This window comes from Methylobacterium sp. 092160098-2 (assembly GCF_028920805.1).
GTDB classification, from domain to species: Bacteria; Pseudomonadota; Alphaproteobacteria; order Rhizobiales; family Beijerinckiaceae; genus Methylobacterium; species Methylobacterium fujisawaense.
Genome location: NZ_JAQPZJ010000001.1, coordinates 1,437,551 through 1,453,156 on the forward strand (window position 1 = coordinate 1,437,551; position 15,606 = coordinate 1,453,156).

Here is a 15,606-nt window from a genome sequence, read left to right on the forward strand (position 1 = left end):
GCTCAGTCGGCCCACAGGGCCACGAGGGAGAAGACGCCGGCCATCATGAAGTTGACGATGAGGAAGCCGGTGATGATCAGGGCGAGCGTCATGAGCGTTGTCTCGGGGTGAGCGATCCGGAGAACCGGCAGCAGCCCCTCGGGGCGCTGCCGGGGATGGGCGTCTCAAAGCGGGGAGAGCAGCAGGACGAGATGACCCAGATGGCCGAAATCGAGCGGCTTCCAGCCGAACCATCGTTGAAGCGGCACGTAGATCACGCACTGCACCCCGGCACTTCCGAGCATCGCCAAGACGAACCATCCCCAGTCCTGCGTGACCATCCCGATCGTGGCCGCGAACATCGCCGTCGTGGCGAAGATGAACGTGCTGGCGTTCCCCGGCCGCGGCGTGATGACGTCCGACATCGTCGATCTCCCTTATAGCGGTCAGCGGGCGCGGCAGTTCGGGCCGTACCAAGTCATGGTCCGGCGATCCATGCCGCCATCGGACGAGGCGCCGCAGATGGGGAAGCGGGGGTCGCCGCTCCGCTGCAGGCTAGCGATCTTGTAGAGATCCTGCCGGGCCTCGCGGCGGCGGTTCTGCTCGGCGAGCTGCGCCTGCCAATACAGGTTGCTGTTGGCCTGGGCGACGGCGCGCTGCTGATGGAGGCCCATCATGCACTCGGCAAAGCCGTCAGTGTCGGGCTCGAAGCCGAAGGCGTAGCACTGGTTCTGATCCATCGCGTGGCGCTCCTGCGGCGTGACGCAGGCGGCCAAGCCCAGGGCGCAGGCCGCGGCGAGACCGAGCTTCGCGACGGTGGGCAGCGTGCGGTTGATGCTGCCCTCGCTCTGGCCGGCACGCGAAGCCGTATCGCGCAAAGAACTGTCCTGGCCGCCACCGATAAAATGAACGCCGAATTTACCGTGAAACCAGTTGTTCATGACGCCCGGGACCTCGATTTCTGTCGGCAGGACCATCCGCGAGCCGATGAAAGAAGGTCTATACGAGGCAGGTCGAATTGTTCGTGTCGCAGAACACGCGGGCGCCGGGGCCGATCGCTGCCCGCAATGCCCGTTATCCCGAAGCCGCGCGGAGACCGCGCAGGCCAGGTAGGACTTTCGTCAGGCTTGCCGGGTCGGATCGTCCGCGTCGCCGATCTGCGGGATCCGCGCGGCGTCCGGCACTCGGGCGATCAGCGGGCGCCGCCGGACTCTCTCCGCGGCGACGGTCTGCACGGGCGAAGCGAGCCCCGATGGGGAACGGGCGGCGCGCCGACTGCGCGGCGCACTCGATGAGGCGCAGCCCGAGGCGGCCGTCATCGAAGCGATCGGGCGCGAGAGGGACCGGCCGCGGGGGCCTCGGCCCTGCGTCGGACGCGCCGGATCGATCCGGCGCGCCCGCTGGCGATCAGACGAAGTGCTGGCCGCCGTTGATGGTCAGCGTCGAACCGTTCACGAAGCCGGCCTCGTCGCTGGCGAGGTACTCGACCGCGTGCGCGATCTCGCTGGCTTCGCCCAGGCGACCCGTGGGAATCGTGGAGATGATCTTGTTGCGGATCTCCTCCGGCACCGCCATCACCATCTCGGTGGCGATGTAGCCCGGCGCGATCACGTTCACCGTGATGCCCTTGGACGCGCTCTCCTGCGCCAGGGCCTTGGCGAAGCCGATCACGCCGGCCTTGGCGGCCGAGTAGTTGGTCTGGCCGGCCTGGCCCTTCTGGCCGTTGATCGACGAGATGATGATGATGCGGCCGAAGTTGCGGCTGCGCATGCCCTCGATCAGCGGACGCGTGCAGGTGAACATCGAGTCGAGGTTGGTCTTGATGACCGCCTGCCACTTGTCGAAGGTCATCTTGTGGAAGGCACCGTCCCGCGTGATGCCGGCGTTGTTCACCAGCACCTCGATCGGCCCCAGCTCGGCCTCGACGGCCTTGATGCCGGCCTCGCAGCTCGCGAGATCGCCCACGTCGAACTTGAAGACCGGGATGCCGGTCTCGGCCTTGAAGGCGTTGGCCGCCTCGTCGTTGCCGCCGTAATTGGCCGCGACCCGATAGCCCTTGTCCTTGAGCCGCTTCGAGATCGCCGCGCCGATACCGCGAGTGCCGCCCGTGACCAGGGCGACGCGTCCTTGAGCCATTGTTTCCTCCTGTTCGCATCCCGTGATGCCGCGTGCGGATGGCGTCCGCACGCGAATTTTTGTGATCTCGGCCTTAAGTCTAAGTTGTCCAGCGGGGCTGACGCCCCGCTGCGATCAGGTCCGCTCGATGCACATCGCGACGCCCATGCCGCCGCCGATGCAGAGGGTGGCGAGGCCCTTCTTGGCGTCGCGGCGCTTCATCTCGTGCAGCAGCGTGACGAGGACGCGGGCGCCGGACGCGCCGATCGGGTGGCCGATGGCGATGGCGCCGCCGTTGACGTTCACCTTCGCGTCGTCCCAGCCCATGTCCTTGTTCACCGCCAGCGCCTGGGCCGCGAAGGCCTCGTTGGCCTCGATCAGGTCGAGGTCGGACGGCTTCCAGCCGGCCTTCTCCAGGGCCTTGCGAGAAGCCGGGATCGGGCCGGTGCCCATCACCTTGGGATCGACGCCCGCGGTCGCCCAGGACTTGATCTTGGCGAGCGGGGTCAGGCCGCGGCGCTCGGCCTCCGAGGCCGACATCAGCACGAGGGCGGCGGCGCCGTCGTTGAGGCCCGAGGCGTTGGCGGCCGTCACGGTGCCGTCCTTGGCGAAGGCCGGCTTCAGCTTGGCCATGGCCTCCAGGGTGGCGCCGTCGCGGATATACTCGTCGGTGTCCACGACGGTGTCGCCCTTCTTGCCCGGCACGGTGACGGGGACGATCTCGTCCTTGAAGCGGCCCTCCTTGCGGGCGGCCTCGGCCTTGTTCTGCGAGCGGGTCGCGAACTGGTCCTGCTGCTCGCGGGTGAGCTGGAAGGCCTGGGCGACGTTCTCGGCGGTCTGACCCATGTGGTAGCCGTTGAAGGCGTCCCAGAGCCCGTCCTTGATCATCGTGTCGACGAGCTTGACGTCGCCCATCTTCTGGCCGCCGCGCAGGTACTGCGCGTGGGGCGAGAGCGACATCGATTCCTGGCCGCCGGCGACGATGACCTTGGCGTCGCCGTTGGCGATCTGCTGCATGCCGATCGCGACCGTGCGCAGGCCCGAGCCGCAGACCTGGTTGAGGCCCCAGGCGGTGGCCTTCTCGGGAATGCCGGCCTTGATGGCCGCCTGACGGGCGGGATTCTGGCCGGCGCCCGCAGTGAGGACCTGGCCAAAGATCACCTCGTCCACATCGTCGGGCGAGACCTTGGCCCGCTCCAGGGCGGCCTTGATGGCGGTCGCACCGAGCTCATGGGCCGGCACCGCCCCGAAGGCGCCGCCGAACGAGCCGACCGGCGTGCGCGCGGCCCCGACGATGACGATCTCTTCGCTGCCTGCCATGTGAACGTTCTCCTCTCGCGAGCCGGCGCGCCTTCCACGTTTTGGGGCGCGCTCTGTGCCGGCCCTGGGATGAAGGGCTTGAGATGGGCGAAGTCAAGGTTGTCTATCAAAGCGCCAAAACGTGCCGATGACGCGTCCGCGAAACTGAAATGGCGCTCCGGCCCCACACCCTCTGCATTATTCTGCGTTGAAGAGGTGCAGTTTGCTGTTTTCTGCGCCCGGGGAAGGCTTTAAGGATCGTGCTGCGGGCGCGAAGACAGCCCCGCCAGACTGCACCGCGCGTCTGCAACGCCCCCCGGTCCCGAGTCCAGAAAGGCCGTTCCCGATGGCGGATACCGTCAAGGCCACCCAGACCGTCATCAAGAAGTACGCCAACCGGCGCCTCTATCACACAGGTACCTCGACCTACGTGACGCTGGAGGACCTCGCCACGATGGTCCAGAACGGCGAGGATTTCGTCGTGTACGACGCGCGCACCGGCGACGACATCACCCGCTCGGTCCTCACGCAGATCATCTTCGAGCAGGAGAACAAGGCCGGCGCCGAGAACCTGCTCCCGGTGGCCTTTCTGCGCCAGCTGATCCGCTTCTACGGCGACAGCATGCGCACAATGGTGCCGAGCTTCCTCGAATTCTCCATGGCGAATTTTGCCAAGGATCAGGACGGGCTCCGCGAGAAATTCGCTCAGAGCTTCGGTCCGTCGGCGTTCCAGAACGCGATCGAGCAGCAGGTGCGCACCAACATGAACTTCTTCGGCGACGCCATGAAGATGTTCACGGGCTTCGGGCCGCCCGCCCCCGGGACGCAGCCGCCGGCGCCGACACAGCCCACGCCCTATGCCGGGGGCGAACTGGACGATCTCAAGCGCCAGATGCTGGAGATGCAGCAGCGGCTCGAAGCGCTGGCGAAAAAGTAAATTCCCGTCGGCGCGAGCGAACAAAGGGTTGACGATTAGTAAACACCGGCCCCACCTTTGCGACATCGGCACGGAAACGTGCGAAAGGTGTGCGCATGGTGCGTATCGGAACAGTCAGCCGTCTCGGCCCGACACAGGTCCGCTCCACCCGGCGCAAGCCGGTGTCGGAGCCGGACGCGTCTCCGGAGCCGGCCGAGACCGCAGCCCAGGCGCTGGTGGTGATCGACGGGGGGCGGTCCGAGGGGGAACCGGAGGGTCGGCCGGCGGATCGCGCGGGCCGAGGAAGACCCCGCGCCGGCTTTGTCGCCCAGCTGCTCACGGCCGACGATCCGACGCTGCTGCCGTCACGCCTGACACGGACCCAGATGGCCGCCGCGCGCTACGCGGAGGCCGCGCGGCGCCTCGCCTGAGGCGCCGCCTTCGCGAGGCTCAGGCCTCGGCGGACTTCACCTTGAGAACCTGACGGCCGCGATACATGCCGGTCTTCAGGTCGATGTGGTGCGGACGGCGCAGCTCGCCCGAATCCTTGTCCTCGACATAGGTCGGCGCCTTCAGGGCGTCGGCCGAGCGGCGCATGCCGCGGCGGGAGGGGGAAGTCTTTCGCTTCGGAACGGCCATGGCAGGATCCTTCGTGACGCCGCGGACAAAGCGGCGCCCGGGCGGCTCCTCAATCGAGGATCGCCACGCACACCGCGGGATACGGATGAGGGCGGGCTTATAACTCCGGCGCCGGCCCGTGGCTAGGGGTGCCGGACCACAACCGTTAAGCGCGGGCGTTAAGCGCGGGTTCAAGCAGGCCGTCGCAGATCTGCCACGACGGCACCGCGCAGCGGGCCGCGTCCTTCGGGAGAACGCCATGGCTTCCTCCACCAAGACCCTCGCCCTTCTCGCCCTCCTGTCGAGCCTCGTGGCGGCCCCCGCCCTGGCGCAGGCGCCCCAGACGCCGACGACCGCAGCGCCGACGGCCCCCGCGAAGCCCATGGCACCGAGCGCACCGGTGGCCGGATCGCCCAACGCCGCAAAGGGCGCTCTCATCGACCTCAACAGCGCCAGCAGCGAGGAACTCGACGCCCTGCCGGGTATCGGCGCGGCGCGCGCGGCCGCGATCATCAAGGGGCGGCCGTATCGCGGGAAGGACGATCTCGTCTCCAAGAAGATCATCCCGAAGACCGTCTACGACGGCATCAAGGACAAGGTCATCGCCAAGCAGAAGTAGCCGCTACTCGGCGATCGCCCCCTGAGGCATGGAGAAGCCGGGGGGCGTCTTCGGGGCCGCGGCGGCCTTCGGCGCCGCGTGCCGGGGCGCCTTCTTGCGGGCCTCGGCCTTCGGCTCCTTCGGCGCCTTGACGGCGGGCGGCGTCTCGCAGGCGCGGAAGGTGAGCTGCGCCAGCGGCGTGCCCTCCTCGGTGACGATCGCGATCGGATCGGGGAAGGTCGGCAGCGTCGGCTGCCAGCGAATCGGGCCGCCGAGCATCGCCTCGATCCCCGCCGGGGCGCCGCCGCGCCGCAGCGTCGTGAAGTCAGGCCCGTAGGCGGTGGCGACCTTCCCGGCAATCACGACCTGGAGCACCTCGTTCAGTTCGGGCGTCAGCGGCCTGAGCGGGTTCGTCGTGCGGATCTGCCCGGACCGCGTGATCACCATCTTGAAGCCCTTGCCGCTCTCGAAGCGGGCCGCCTGGGTCCCACAGGGCTGCTCGAGGGCCGGGCCGGCCGCCGGCGTCGGGCTCGTCGCCTGAGGGGCACTCGGCTCCGGGGCGGGAGCCGGCGCAGCGGGCGCGGTCTGTGCCGGAACGTCCGGCGCAGGCGGCTTTCCGCCCGGCGCGGCCGAAACGGACTGCGCCATCGTCAGGTAGAGGGGGCCGGCCAGCAGCAGACCGGCCGCCCCGCGCAGGCTCACCGTCATCGGCTGCCTCCGGGCGGATCGCGGTGGAGCGCCTCGCTGCGCTGCGTCCTGTCGAGGGCGCGGATCGGTTCCAATTCCATCGCTTCCAGATCCAGCACTCGCGGATCGAGCACCTGTGCGCTGCGGTCGATCGGGCTCCTGCGGGGACCGACCGAGCCGATGAGCAGATCCTCGTCCTCAAGATCGAGGTCGGAGCCCATGCGCAGGGGCTCGCGCCGGCCGCGAGCCACCATCGCGGCGACGGCGACGACGGCGATGGCGAAAACCAGGATGGCCAGGATGATGAACAGGCGCTCCATAAGGCGGCAAGCTCTAACCTGCGGTTCAGGCCGCCGCCACCCCGTCGCGTGTCCGATCGCGTCCCCGATCGCGTGCGGAACGCTCCTTGCGTGCGCCGCCGGACCGGGTAGATGCGGGCAGACCGGAGCCGGGACCGACCGATGCAGCACGAGCCGAGCCGCGAGCCCGAGGAACTGGAGGCGCACCTCCTCGGACTGATTGAGGCTGCCCGGGAACAGGCCCGGGAGGACCCGTTCCGCAATCCCGTCCTGGCGGTGACCCTGGCGATCACCCGGCGGTTCGACAGGAACGAGATCTCGGCAGGCGACCTGGACGGCCTGTTCGTGCGCCTGCGCGCCGAAGCCCTGGCAGCCCGGGCGGAGCGGCTGCGGGCCTATGTCGGGCTCGATGCCAGCCCCGAGGATCCGCAGGCGGGGATTCCCGCCCGTCTCGTGGCGGCAATCCCCGACCGGTCGGACAGCGTCGAGGCCTTCGCGGCCCTCATCCACCGCACCGCCTTCGCGGTGGTGTTCACCGCCCATCCCACCTTCGGCATGCCCCGGGCGGTCGCCGGCCTCCTCGCCGAGGCCGCAAGCCTGCCCGACGCTGCGGCCCGCGCCGGGCTGATCGAACGGGCGGCGACTTTGTCCACGCGGCCGGACGCGCCGATCACCCTCGACGTCGAGTTCGAGCAGGCCTGCGCGGCGGCCAATAACGGGCGGCTCGCCCTCGACGCCTTCAACGGCGCCCTGCTCGACGCCGCCCGCGCCCGCTGGCCCGACCGCTGGACCGAACTGACGCCCCGCCCCTTCGCCATCGCCAGCTGGGTCGGCTGCGACACGGACGGGCGGACCGACATCGGATGGTGGGACACCCTCCGCTACCGGCTGATCTCGAAGCGGATGCAGTTCGACCGGGTGATGCGCGATCTCCCCGCGAGTCCCGCGTGCCGGGAGGTCCGTGCCCTCGCCGAGAACGCGCTGGCGGCGGTGAACCGCCAGCTCACCGTGGCGCCGCGCCTCGGCGACCAGCCGTCCCTTGAGGCGGTGCACCGCTTCGCCCTGGCCCTCATCATCGAGCGCGAGCGCGCCCAGACCGACGCGGGCGCCCTCGTCGCCGCGCTGACCAAGGCCCTCGAGGCTGCCGACGACGGGGCCGACAGACGGCGGATCGCGGTCCTGCGCGCGGGCGTCGCGACGCACGGCCTGTCGAACGCCCTGCCGCATTTCCGGCTGAACGCCAGCCAGATCCACAATGCGGTACGCCGGGTGATCGACCTCGAAGGCGAGCCCACCGACGCGGCCCGGCGCCGGTCGCACCTCGCGACGATCCACACCCTGCTGAACGATGTCCGGCCGGTCGCCGTCGATTTCGGGGCGCTCGCGGCCGAGCGGGCCTCGGCCGCCCGGCTGATGATGACGATCGCCCAGATCCTCAAGCACGTCGACGGCACCCATCCGGTGCGCTTCCTCATCGCCGAGACCGAGACCGGCTACACCCTGCTGGCCGCCCTCTGGCTGGCGCGGCACTACGGCATCGCCGACAAGCTGGAGATCACGCCGCTGTTCGAGACGGCGAGCGCCCTCGAACAGGGCATCCGGGTGCTCGACGACGCCCTGCGCAACCCCCACTGGCGCCAGTATCTCAAGCGCATCGGCCGGCTGACCGTGCAGTTCGGCTATTCCGATTCGGGCCGCTATGTCGGCCAGCTCGCGGCGACCTTCTGGATCGAGCGGCTGCGGCTGCGCATCACCGAGATGCTGCTCCAGAACGGCCTGTCCGACGTCGAGCTCGCGATCTTCGACACGCACGGCGAATCGATCGGGCGCGGCGCCCATCCGACCTCCCTGCGCGACCGCCTCGCCTACCTCGCCCCCGAGGATGCGCGGGACCGCGCCCGCAAGGCCGGCATCCGGGTCCGGCTCGAATCGAGCTTCCAGGGCACCGACGGCTACCTGCTGTACGGCACCGAGGCGCTGGCCCGCGCCAGCGTCGCCCGCATCGCCGAGCACGTCTACGCGCTCGACGTGACGGAGGAGGATTCGTTCTCGGACTACGCCCTGAACGACCATCCCAAGGCGGCCGACGCCAAGGTCGATCCGATCTACGCCGAGCCGGATTTCGCCCTCGAATTCTTCACCGCGGCCCGCCAGGACATGGAGGCGCTGGTCGACGATCCGGGCTACGCCGCCCTGCTCGGCACCTTCGGCCCGAGCCTGATCGACCGGACCGGCTCACGTCCGGTGGCACGCCAGACCGACAATGGCGGCCCGGCGCGGATCACCCATCCGCGCCAGATGCGGGCGATCCCCAACAACGCGATCCTGCACCAGCTCGGCTTCCTGGCGAATTCCCTGCACGGGATCGGCCGGGCCGCCCAGCGCGGCCCGGACCTGTTCCGCGACATGCGCCGCGATTCGGTGCGCTTCTCCCGGGCCTTCCGGCTGGTGCAGCACGCCGCCTCGGTGGGCGACCTCGACGTGCTGCGCGCCTATATCGACACCCTCGATCCGGCCGTGTGGCTGGAGCGGGCGCGGCGCACGCAGAAGGATTTCCGCAGGGACGAGCTGGTCGTGATCTCCGGGGCCCTGGAGCGCCTCGATCTCGCCCCCGCGCTCCGGAACCTGTTCGGACGCCTGACCCGCGACTGGCTCGCCCTGCGCGCGGCCGCCCCGGACCTTCCCGCCATGTCGGCGCGGCTGACCCTGCTCCACGCCCTGCGGCTCGCGCTGATCCACCGGATCTGGTTCCTGGCGGTGCACATCCCGGGTTTCCGGCCCCAGGCGGGCATCTCCCGCGAGCAGCTGCTGGAGCGCTTCCTGCGGCTGGACATCGACGGCTGCCTGAAGCTCCTCGACGCGATCTTCCCGATCACGCCGGATCCGACGCTCGGCCTGAACTTCGGCGAGCCGGCCGGCCCGCGGGACGTCGGCACCTACGAGGCGGAGCACGCCAACCTGTTCCAGCCGATCCGCCGGATGTTCGACCAGGTCCGCGAGATCTCCGGGATGATCCAGCACGAGGTCGGCGCGTTCGGATGACCGCGACGCCGTCCCGCAGGCCGGGGCCGGACGCGCGATCTGGCCCGACCTCGGCGCCGGCCTATATCGTCGACCATGGAACAGGTCGTCGTCTGGTTCGATGGAGGCTGCCCCCTCTGCCGGCGCGAGATCGCGCTGATGCGCCGGCTGGACCGGCGCGGCGCGATCACCTTCGTCGACGTGACAGAGGATGCGGACACCTGCCCGGCCTCGCGGGCGGACATGCTGGCGCGCTTCCATGCCCGCGAGGGCGAGTCCGTCCTCACCGGCGCCGCGGCCTTCGCGGCGATGTGGCGCGCGATCCCGGTTCTGCGCCCGCTCGGGCTCCTCGCGCGGTCGGGCCGCGTCCTGCAGGTCCTTGAGCGGCTCTACGGCGTGTTCCTGAGGGTCAGGCCCCGGCTGCAGCACCTCGCCCGGCGATTCGAACGGCCCCGGGCCTCAGCCTGAGGCGGGGATCCGCGGAGACGCGCTCACGCGGCCTCCACCTGCAGGATCGTCCCGCGAATGGCTGTCACCCGAACCCGTGCCCCGGCCGGTAGATCGGGTCCCTCGACCCGCCAGAGCGTATCGTCGAAGCGGATGCGGCCAGCCCCCTGCACGATCGGCTCGTCGAGCACGCCGGCGCGCCCGATGAGGCCCCTGTCGGCGCGGTTCAGCGCGGGAGCCGGCGGTCCGGCACCCCGCCGCTGCAGGCGCGCCGCGACGGCGACCAAGCCGACGGCCAGCACCGCGAACAGCAGGGTCTGACCCTGCCAGGGCAGGGGCAGCGCGGCGGCGGCCACGCCCGTCGCGACGGCGGCGAGGCCGAGCCAGATCAGGAAGACGCCGGGTAGCAGGATCTCGGCCCCCGCCAGGGCCAGCCCGGCGATCACCCAGCTCCAGGCCGGCCCGAGAGCCGCGACGGCGTCGGCGACGGAGGCGGGCATCGCCGGCGTCAGGTCCGCGGCGGGGCGACGTTGGGCGGCGTTCCGGTGCGCCTGGGCGCCGAGGGACCATCGCCGAACACGGTGCGGGTGAGTTCACCGATCCCGCCTAGGGTGCCGGCGAGAGCCGCCGCCTCGATCGGCACCACGACCACCCGCTGGTTCGGCGCGGTGGCGATCGCCCGTACGGCCTCGACGTATTTCTCGGCCACGAGGAAATTCGCCGCCGCGATGTCGCCCTCCGCGATCGCCCGGCTGACCATGCCGGTCGCCGCCGCCTCGGCCTCGGCGGAGCGCTCACGGGCCTCCGCGTCGCGGAAGGCGGCCTCGCGCCGGCCCTCCGCCTCCAGGATCGCCGATTGCTTGCGTCCCTCGGCCCGGAGGATCTCGGCGGCACGCTGCCCCTCCGCCTCCAGGATCGAGGCGCGCTTCTCGCGCTCGGCCTTCATCTGGCGGGCCATGGCCCCGGCGAGATCGGCCGGGAGCACGATATCCTTGATCTCGATCCGGTTGATCTTGACGCCCCAGGGCGAGGCCGCCGCATCCATCACCCGGAGCAGGCGTTCGTTGATCTCGTCACGGTGGGCGAGGAGCTGGTCGAGATCCATCGCGCCGACCACGGTGCGAATGTTGGTCATCGTCAGGGTGGTGGCGGCGAGGTCGAGGTTCGAGACCTCGTAGGAGGCGCGCGCCGCGTCGAGCACTTGGTAGAACACCACCGCGTCGATGGTGACGCCGGCATTGTCGCGGGTGAAGGCCTGCTGGCTCGGCACGTCGATCACCTGCTCCATGACGTTCACCCGCCGGCCGATCCGCTCGACGAAGGGGGTGATCAGTCCGAGGCCGGCATCGAGGCTGCGGGCGTAGCGGCCGAAACGCTCCACCGTGTAGACGTAGCCCTGGGGGACGATCTTCACGCCCGCGGCCAGGGTGATGACCGCCAGCGCCGCAACGCCCACCGCGAAGACGCTCAGCCCGAACGGCAGCCCCATCGACACCCTCTCCGTCCCGGCCGCGCGTCCGGCGCGCGAGACGCAGCCTAGCAGGCTGATGCGCGCCTCGCGACCGCGGTCCCGGACAGCCGAGAAACGGGGCCGCCGCAGCCCGGCGTGAACGGGCCCCCATTCATTTCGATCATCTTTGGTTCAGGCCGCGGCGCTTAGGAAGTCGGCAAGCGTCGCGTTCGTCGTCGCTCCAGACCCTCCAACGCAACGCTTGTTGAAGAAACATTCGGCATGATCCCCGCCACCCTCGCCGCGGAAAGAAGTCCTTTCGCGCCGCTGCGGGCGGCAGAAATCCCCACCCAACCGGATCCGGTGCGCGCGTGAAGATCGCTGTCCTCGCACATCTGAAATACCCGATCGGCCAGCCCTATGCCGGCGGCTTGGAGATGCACACGCATCTCCTCACCGTCGCGCTGAAGCGGCACGGGCACGACGTCACGCTGTTCGCCAGCCGGGGCTCGGACCCGGCGCTCGATCCCGTGATGCTCTGCGATCCTACCGGGGACGCCCTCCTGGACCCGGACCGCGAGGAGGCGATCGACCGGGCGGAGCACGAGGCCTACCGGCGCATGATGGAGATGGTTGCGGCCGGGGGCTTCGATCTGGTCCACAACAATTCCCTGCACGCGCTGCCGCTGTGCGAGAGCACCCGGATCGGCCTCCCTTGGGTGACAGTGCTGCACACGCCGCCCTTCGAGTCCCTGGTCGCCGGCATCGTCGATGCCGATCCCGACATGGCCTTCCTCGCGGTCTCGCCGTCGCTGGCGCAGGAATGGGCGCATCTCGTCCCGAACGCGCAGGTGGTCGACAACGGCGTCGATCTGTCGACCTTCGTGTTCTCGGAAGAAGCCGACGTTCCGGCCTTCGCCTTCTGGTCGGGCCGAATCGTGCCCGAGAAGGGTCTGCACCTCGCCATCGACGCCGCCCGCGCCGCCGGGCTGCCGCTGACCTTCGCCGGCCCGAAGCTCAATCCCGGCTACTGGGCCGCCGAGATCGCCCCACGCATGGGGCCGGACCTGACGCATCTCGGCCATCTCGCGCACCGGGATCTGGCCCATCATCTCGGCCGGGCGCGGGTCGCGATCGTCTCGCCCCGCTGGGAAGAGCCCTTCGGCCTCGTCGTGGCGGAGGCGCTCGCCTGCGGCACCCCCGTGGCCGCCTTCCGCCGCGGTGCCATGCCTGACATCCTGGACGCGTCCTGCGGCCGCCTCGCCCGTCCGGACGATCCGCAGGATCTCGCAGTGGCCATCCGGGAGGCCGCCGGCCTGTCGCGCCGGGCCTGCCGCGACCGGGCCGAGGCGCTCTACGACGCCACCGCCATGACAGGACGCTACCTGGAAGCGTACGATGCGGTGATCGCGCGCTGCGCCGAGCGGGCGCGGCCCGCCCTGCGCGTCGCCGGAGGACGCAGCTGAGCGGCGCAGATACGCGCGCCGTGCCGCATTTCCGCACCCGAGCCCGGAGCCCGGCGGCTCGACGCCCCGCCCCCGACCTCCGCGGCGCATGACGGTGCCACGGGAGACCTGACATGACCACGGACGCCGACCATCCGGCCCCCCTGCCCTGCGTCGTCTGCATTCCCGCCCGGAACGAGGCCGAGCGCCTGCCCCGCCTGCTCGCCTCCCTGGCCGCGCAGGAGGGCGTCTCGGCACGGGCGCCCCTCAGGGTTGTGGTTCTCACCAACAACTGCACGGACGGGACCGTCCAGGCGGTGCGGGATGTCGAAGCCTCGGGCATTCTCGCAACCCTCGCCCTCCGCCTGACCGACGTCGAGCTGGCCGGCGCTGAGGCCCATGTCGGCACGGCCCGGCGCATGGCGCTGGAGGCCGGGGCCGACTGGCTGGAGGCCGACGGACAGCCGGACGGAATCCTCCTCACCACCGACGCGGATGCCCGCCTGCCCGCCGACTGGGTGACGGCGAACCTGCGCGCGTTGGAGGCCGCGGACGTCGTCGGCGGCCGGCTCGTGATCGACGAGGACGGCACCGCGGATCCCGACCTCGTGGCCCTGCACGCACGCATCGAGCGCTACTGGTCCGGTGTCCGCCGCCTGGAGGATCTCCTGGACCCGCCGCCGCACGATCCCGCCCCCCGCCACGGCGACCATACCGGGGCGAGCCTCGCCGTTCCGGCCGTCCTGTACCGGGCGGTCGGGGGACTGCCGGCGCTGCCCTGCGGCGAGGACAATGCCCTCGTCGGGCTGCTGCGCGCCAACGGGGCGCGCCTGCGCCACTGCCCGGAGGTGCATGTGCTGGTCTCGTCCCGCCATCAGGGGCGGGTCTCGGGGGGCATGGCCACAGAGATGCTGCGCCGCGCCCGTGTCCTTCACGGAGAGGCCTACCTGCTGCCGGAGGCCGCCCATTGGCAGGCGCTGATCCTGCGCCGGGCGGCGCTGCGCCGGGCCTTCCATCTGGACCCCGAGGCCCGCGTCGCAGCCTGCGGGCGGCTCGGGCTCGCCCCGGAAGATCTCGCCTCCGTCGGCGCCTGCCCCAACGACATCGCCTTCGTGGAGCGGGCCGACCGCATCCTCGAATCCCGCAGCGCGCCGGCGCGGGAATGTGCCCTGGATCAAGCGGTCGCGGATCTCGACGCCCTCGCCCTTTCCCTGAAGGCCGCCGCGTGACCCGCGGCATCGGCTGGTACGTCCACCACCAGGGCGCCGGCCATCTCCAGCGCGCCCGGGCCGTCGCGGGGGCCCTGCCTCGACCCTGCACGATCCTCGGTACGCTCGCCGGCTTCGACACCGCCGGCCTCGACGTCGTCGACCTGCCCGATGATCGCCCCCTCGGCGCCGCGGCCTTCGACGGCCGGGACGGCGAGGCCGAGCGGCCGGAGTCGCTCCACTACGCCCCTCTGAACCATCCCGGCATTTGCGCCCGGATGGCACGCATCGCCGCCTGGGCGGAGCGAACGGACCCGGCCCTGCTCGTGGTCGACGTCTCGGTGGAGGTCGCGCTCCTGGCGCGCCTGCTGTCGGTGCCGACCCTGGTGGTGCGGCTTGCCGGAACGCGGACCGACCGGCCACACCTCGAAGCCTTCCGCAGCGCCACGCGACTGCTGGCGCCCTTCCCCGCCGCGCTCGACGGGTCGTCCGTCCCGGACTGGGTCCGGGCCAAGACGCTGTATGCGGGCTTCCTCGGCGCTCCGGCCCAAGGGCTCACCGAGGGCAGCCGGGACATCGTGGTGGTGTTCGGCCGCGGCGGCACGGGGGGCAGCCTCGCGGATCTCGCCGCGGCGGCGCGGGCGGTGCCCGACCGGCCCTGGCACGTCCTCGGGCCGGTCTCGGGCAGCGGCGAGATGCCGGACAACCTGCACCTGCACGGCTGGGTCCCCGACGTCGAGGCGCGGGTGGCGCAGGCGGCGCTGCTGGTTGGCGGCGGCGGCGACGGTGTGGTCGCGCTCGCCGCCGCGCAGGCGAAGCGCTTCCTCTGCCTGCCGGAGGAGCGGGCCTACGGCGAGCAGACCGAGAAGGCGGAGGCGCTGGCGCGGCTCGGCGCCGCGATCGTCCATCCGGGCTGGCCCCCGGCCTCGGCCTGGCCGGGCCTGATCCGGGACGGCCTCGCCCTCGACCCGGCGGTGATCGGCGCCCTGCACGATCCGGATGCGGTCCGGGGCTGCGCAGCGGCGATCGAGGCGTTGGTGCGGCACCTCTGAATGATCGGCCCGCGACGGTCCGGGGCGGGCGTCCTTACGGGCGCATCGAGGCGGGAGAGCGAGGTCCGTCTTTAAACGCACCGCCGCCGAAGCGAAGCTCGCTCCGGCGGACGTGTTTCAGGTTGGGCTCAGGAGATCAGATCGAGCTTCGCGGCCTCGATCCCGTCGGCGCGGATCGCGTCCGGCAGCGAAGAGAAGTCACGATATCCCGCCTCGCGCGCCATCGCGTCGAGGGCCGTCTGCTCGTCATCGGCCGCCCCGGTCCAGAGCACGGCGCCGCTCTTTGTCTGCCTAATCTGGAAAATGCTCATCGATCCCTCCCCGGTCGCGAAAAGACCTTCGCGGTATTAACGTCGCCGTTCGTCGCCGGTTGCAGGGGGACCGAACGCAACAGCCGCGGTTCGTCGGCGCCAATCCCCTGCGGCGCGAGGCCCGGCGACGGCATCGCGCAATGGCGCTATTCTCATCCGCA

General features: G+C 70.8%; 18 protein-coding genes. 8 read left to right on the forward strand and 10 right to left on the reverse strand.

What is annotated here, in order from left to right; all coding sequences use genetic code 11:
- Positions 1-164: 164 nt before the first annotated feature.
- From PQI07_RS06735 to PQI07_RS06750, 4 genes are all read right to left on the reverse strand, one after another.
- Positions 165-404, reverse strand: coding sequence for a hypothetical protein (locus tag PQI07_RS06735; protein WP_043760213.1), 240 nt, complete (start codon positions 402-404; stop codon positions 165-167).
- 21 nt (positions 405-425) lie between these two features.
- Positions 426-857, reverse strand: coding sequence for a hypothetical protein (locus PQI07_RS06740; protein WP_274926328.1), 432 nt, complete (start codon positions 855-857; stop codon positions 426-428).
- A gap of 529 nt (positions 858-1,386) precedes the next feature.
- Positions 1,387-2,115, reverse strand: coding sequence for an acetoacetyl-CoA reductase (gene phbB / locus PQI07_RS06745; RefSeq protein ID WP_043347469.1), 729 nt, complete (start codon positions 2,113-2,115; stop codon positions 1,387-1,389).
- Positions 2,116-2,229: 114 nt separating this feature from the next.
- Positions 2,230-3,414: an acetyl-CoA C-acetyltransferase gene (locus tag PQI07_RS06750; RefSeq protein ID WP_043385543.1), complete on the reverse strand. Its 1,185-nt coding sequence runs from the start codon at positions 3,412-3,414 to the stop codon at positions 2,230-2,232.
- 325 nt (positions 3,415-3,739) lie between these two features.
- Here PQI07_RS06750 and phaR point away from each other — a divergent pair, with 325 nt between their 5' ends.
- Entirely contained in the window at positions 3,740-4,330 is a 591-nt protein-coding gene (phaR, locus tag PQI07_RS06755; protein WP_043385545.1) for a polyhydroxyalkanoate synthesis repressor PhaR, read from the forward strand.
- A 95-nt stretch (positions 4,331-4,425) separates the two neighbouring features.
- Positions 4,426-4,740: a hypothetical protein gene (locus PQI07_RS06760; RefSeq protein ID WP_043385547.1), complete on the forward strand. Its 315-nt coding sequence runs from the start codon at positions 4,426-4,428 to the stop codon at positions 4,738-4,740.
- Between the two features lie 19 nt (positions 4,741-4,759).
- On the opposite strand, the gene rpmF is transcribed toward PQI07_RS06760, so the two are convergent.
- Entirely contained in the window at positions 4,760-4,948 is a 189-nt protein-coding gene (gene rpmF / locus PQI07_RS06765) for a 50S ribosomal protein L32 (protein WP_003601373.1), read from the reverse strand.
- Positions 4,949-5,186: 238 nt separating this feature from the next.
- Between rpmF and PQI07_RS06770 the strand changes: the two genes are divergently transcribed.
- Positions 5,187-5,546 carry a helix-hairpin-helix domain-containing protein gene (locus PQI07_RS06770; protein WP_075381290.1) on the forward strand — a complete coding sequence of 120 codons (360 nt, stop codon included), beginning with the start codon at positions 5,187-5,189 and terminating at the stop codon, positions 5,544-5,546.
- A gap of 3 nt (positions 5,547-5,549) precedes the next feature.
- Here the strand turns inward: PQI07_RS06770 and PQI07_RS06775 are convergent, their stop codons facing one another.
- Together PQI07_RS06775 and PQI07_RS06780 are read right to left on the reverse strand one after the other, a co-directional pair.
- A complete protein-coding gene (locus PQI07_RS06775) occupies positions 5,550-6,233 on the reverse strand; it encodes a hypothetical protein (RefSeq protein ID WP_274926329.1) in 684 nt (227 codons plus the stop codon).
- The gene (locus PQI07_RS06780; RefSeq protein ID WP_043385555.1) at positions 6,230-6,532 is read right to left on the reverse strand and encodes a hypothetical protein; all 303 of its coding nucleotides are present in this window, start codon (positions 6,530-6,532) and stop codon (positions 6,230-6,232) included. The genes PQI07_RS06775 and PQI07_RS06780 overlap by 4 nt, the downstream gene beginning before the upstream one ends.
- Positions 6,533-6,673: 141 nt before the next feature.
- On the opposite strand from PQI07_RS06780, the gene PQI07_RS06785 reads away from it, so the two are divergent.
- Both PQI07_RS06785 and PQI07_RS06790 read left to right on the forward strand, forming a co-directional pair.
- Complete coding sequence (locus PQI07_RS06785) at positions 6,674-9,553, forward strand: phosphoenolpyruvate carboxylase (RefSeq protein ID WP_274926330.1); 2,880 nt, start codon at positions 6,674-6,676, stop codon at positions 9,551-9,553.
- A 75-nt stretch (positions 9,554-9,628) separates the two neighbouring features.
- Complete coding sequence (locus PQI07_RS06790; RefSeq protein ID WP_043385558.1) at positions 9,629-10,000, forward strand: thiol-disulfide oxidoreductase DCC family protein; 372 nt, start codon at positions 9,629-9,631, stop codon at positions 9,998-10,000.
- A gap of 23 nt (positions 10,001-10,023) precedes the next feature.
- On the opposite strand, the gene PQI07_RS06795 is transcribed toward PQI07_RS06790, so the two are convergent.
- Both PQI07_RS06795 and PQI07_RS06800 read right to left on the reverse strand, forming a co-directional pair.
- Positions 10,024-10,479 carry an NfeD family protein gene (locus tag PQI07_RS06795; protein ID WP_043385561.1) on the reverse strand — a complete coding sequence of 152 codons (456 nt, stop codon included), beginning with the start codon at positions 10,477-10,479 and terminating at the stop codon, positions 10,024-10,026.
- 8 nt (positions 10,480-10,487) lie between these two features.
- Positions 10,488-11,468, reverse strand: coding sequence for an SPFH domain-containing protein (locus tag PQI07_RS06800; protein ID WP_179697653.1), 981 nt, complete (start codon positions 11,466-11,468; stop codon positions 10,488-10,490).
- A 332-nt stretch (positions 11,469-11,800) separates the two neighbouring features.
- Between PQI07_RS06800 and PQI07_RS06805 the strand changes: the two genes are divergently transcribed.
- From PQI07_RS06805 to PQI07_RS06815, 3 genes are all read left to right on the forward strand, one after another.
- Complete coding sequence (locus PQI07_RS06805; RefSeq protein ID WP_274926331.1) at positions 11,801-12,895, forward strand: glycosyltransferase family 4 protein; 1,095 nt, start codon at positions 11,801-11,803, stop codon at positions 12,893-12,895.
- Positions 12,896-13,008: 113 nt separating this feature from the next.
- Positions 13,009-14,103, forward strand: coding sequence for a glycosyltransferase family 2 protein (locus tag PQI07_RS06810; RefSeq protein WP_182591246.1), 1,095 nt, complete (start codon positions 13,009-13,011; stop codon positions 14,101-14,103).
- Positions 14,100-15,134 (forward strand): glycosyltransferase, encoded by a 1,035-nt coding sequence (locus PQI07_RS06815; RefSeq protein ID WP_274926332.1) that lies wholly within the window; start codon positions 14,100-14,102, stop codon positions 15,132-15,134. Before PQI07_RS06810 ends, PQI07_RS06815 begins: the two co-directional genes overlap by 4 nt.
- Before the next feature lie 128 nt (positions 15,135-15,262).
- Here the strand turns inward: PQI07_RS06815 and PQI07_RS06820 are convergent, their stop codons facing one another.
- On the reverse strand, positions 15,263-15,445 hold the full coding sequence (locus PQI07_RS06820; RefSeq protein WP_043353351.1) for a hypothetical protein: 183 nt from the start codon (positions 15,443-15,445) through the stop codon (positions 15,263-15,265).
- Between the last annotated feature and the right edge of the window lie 161 nt (positions 15,446-15,606).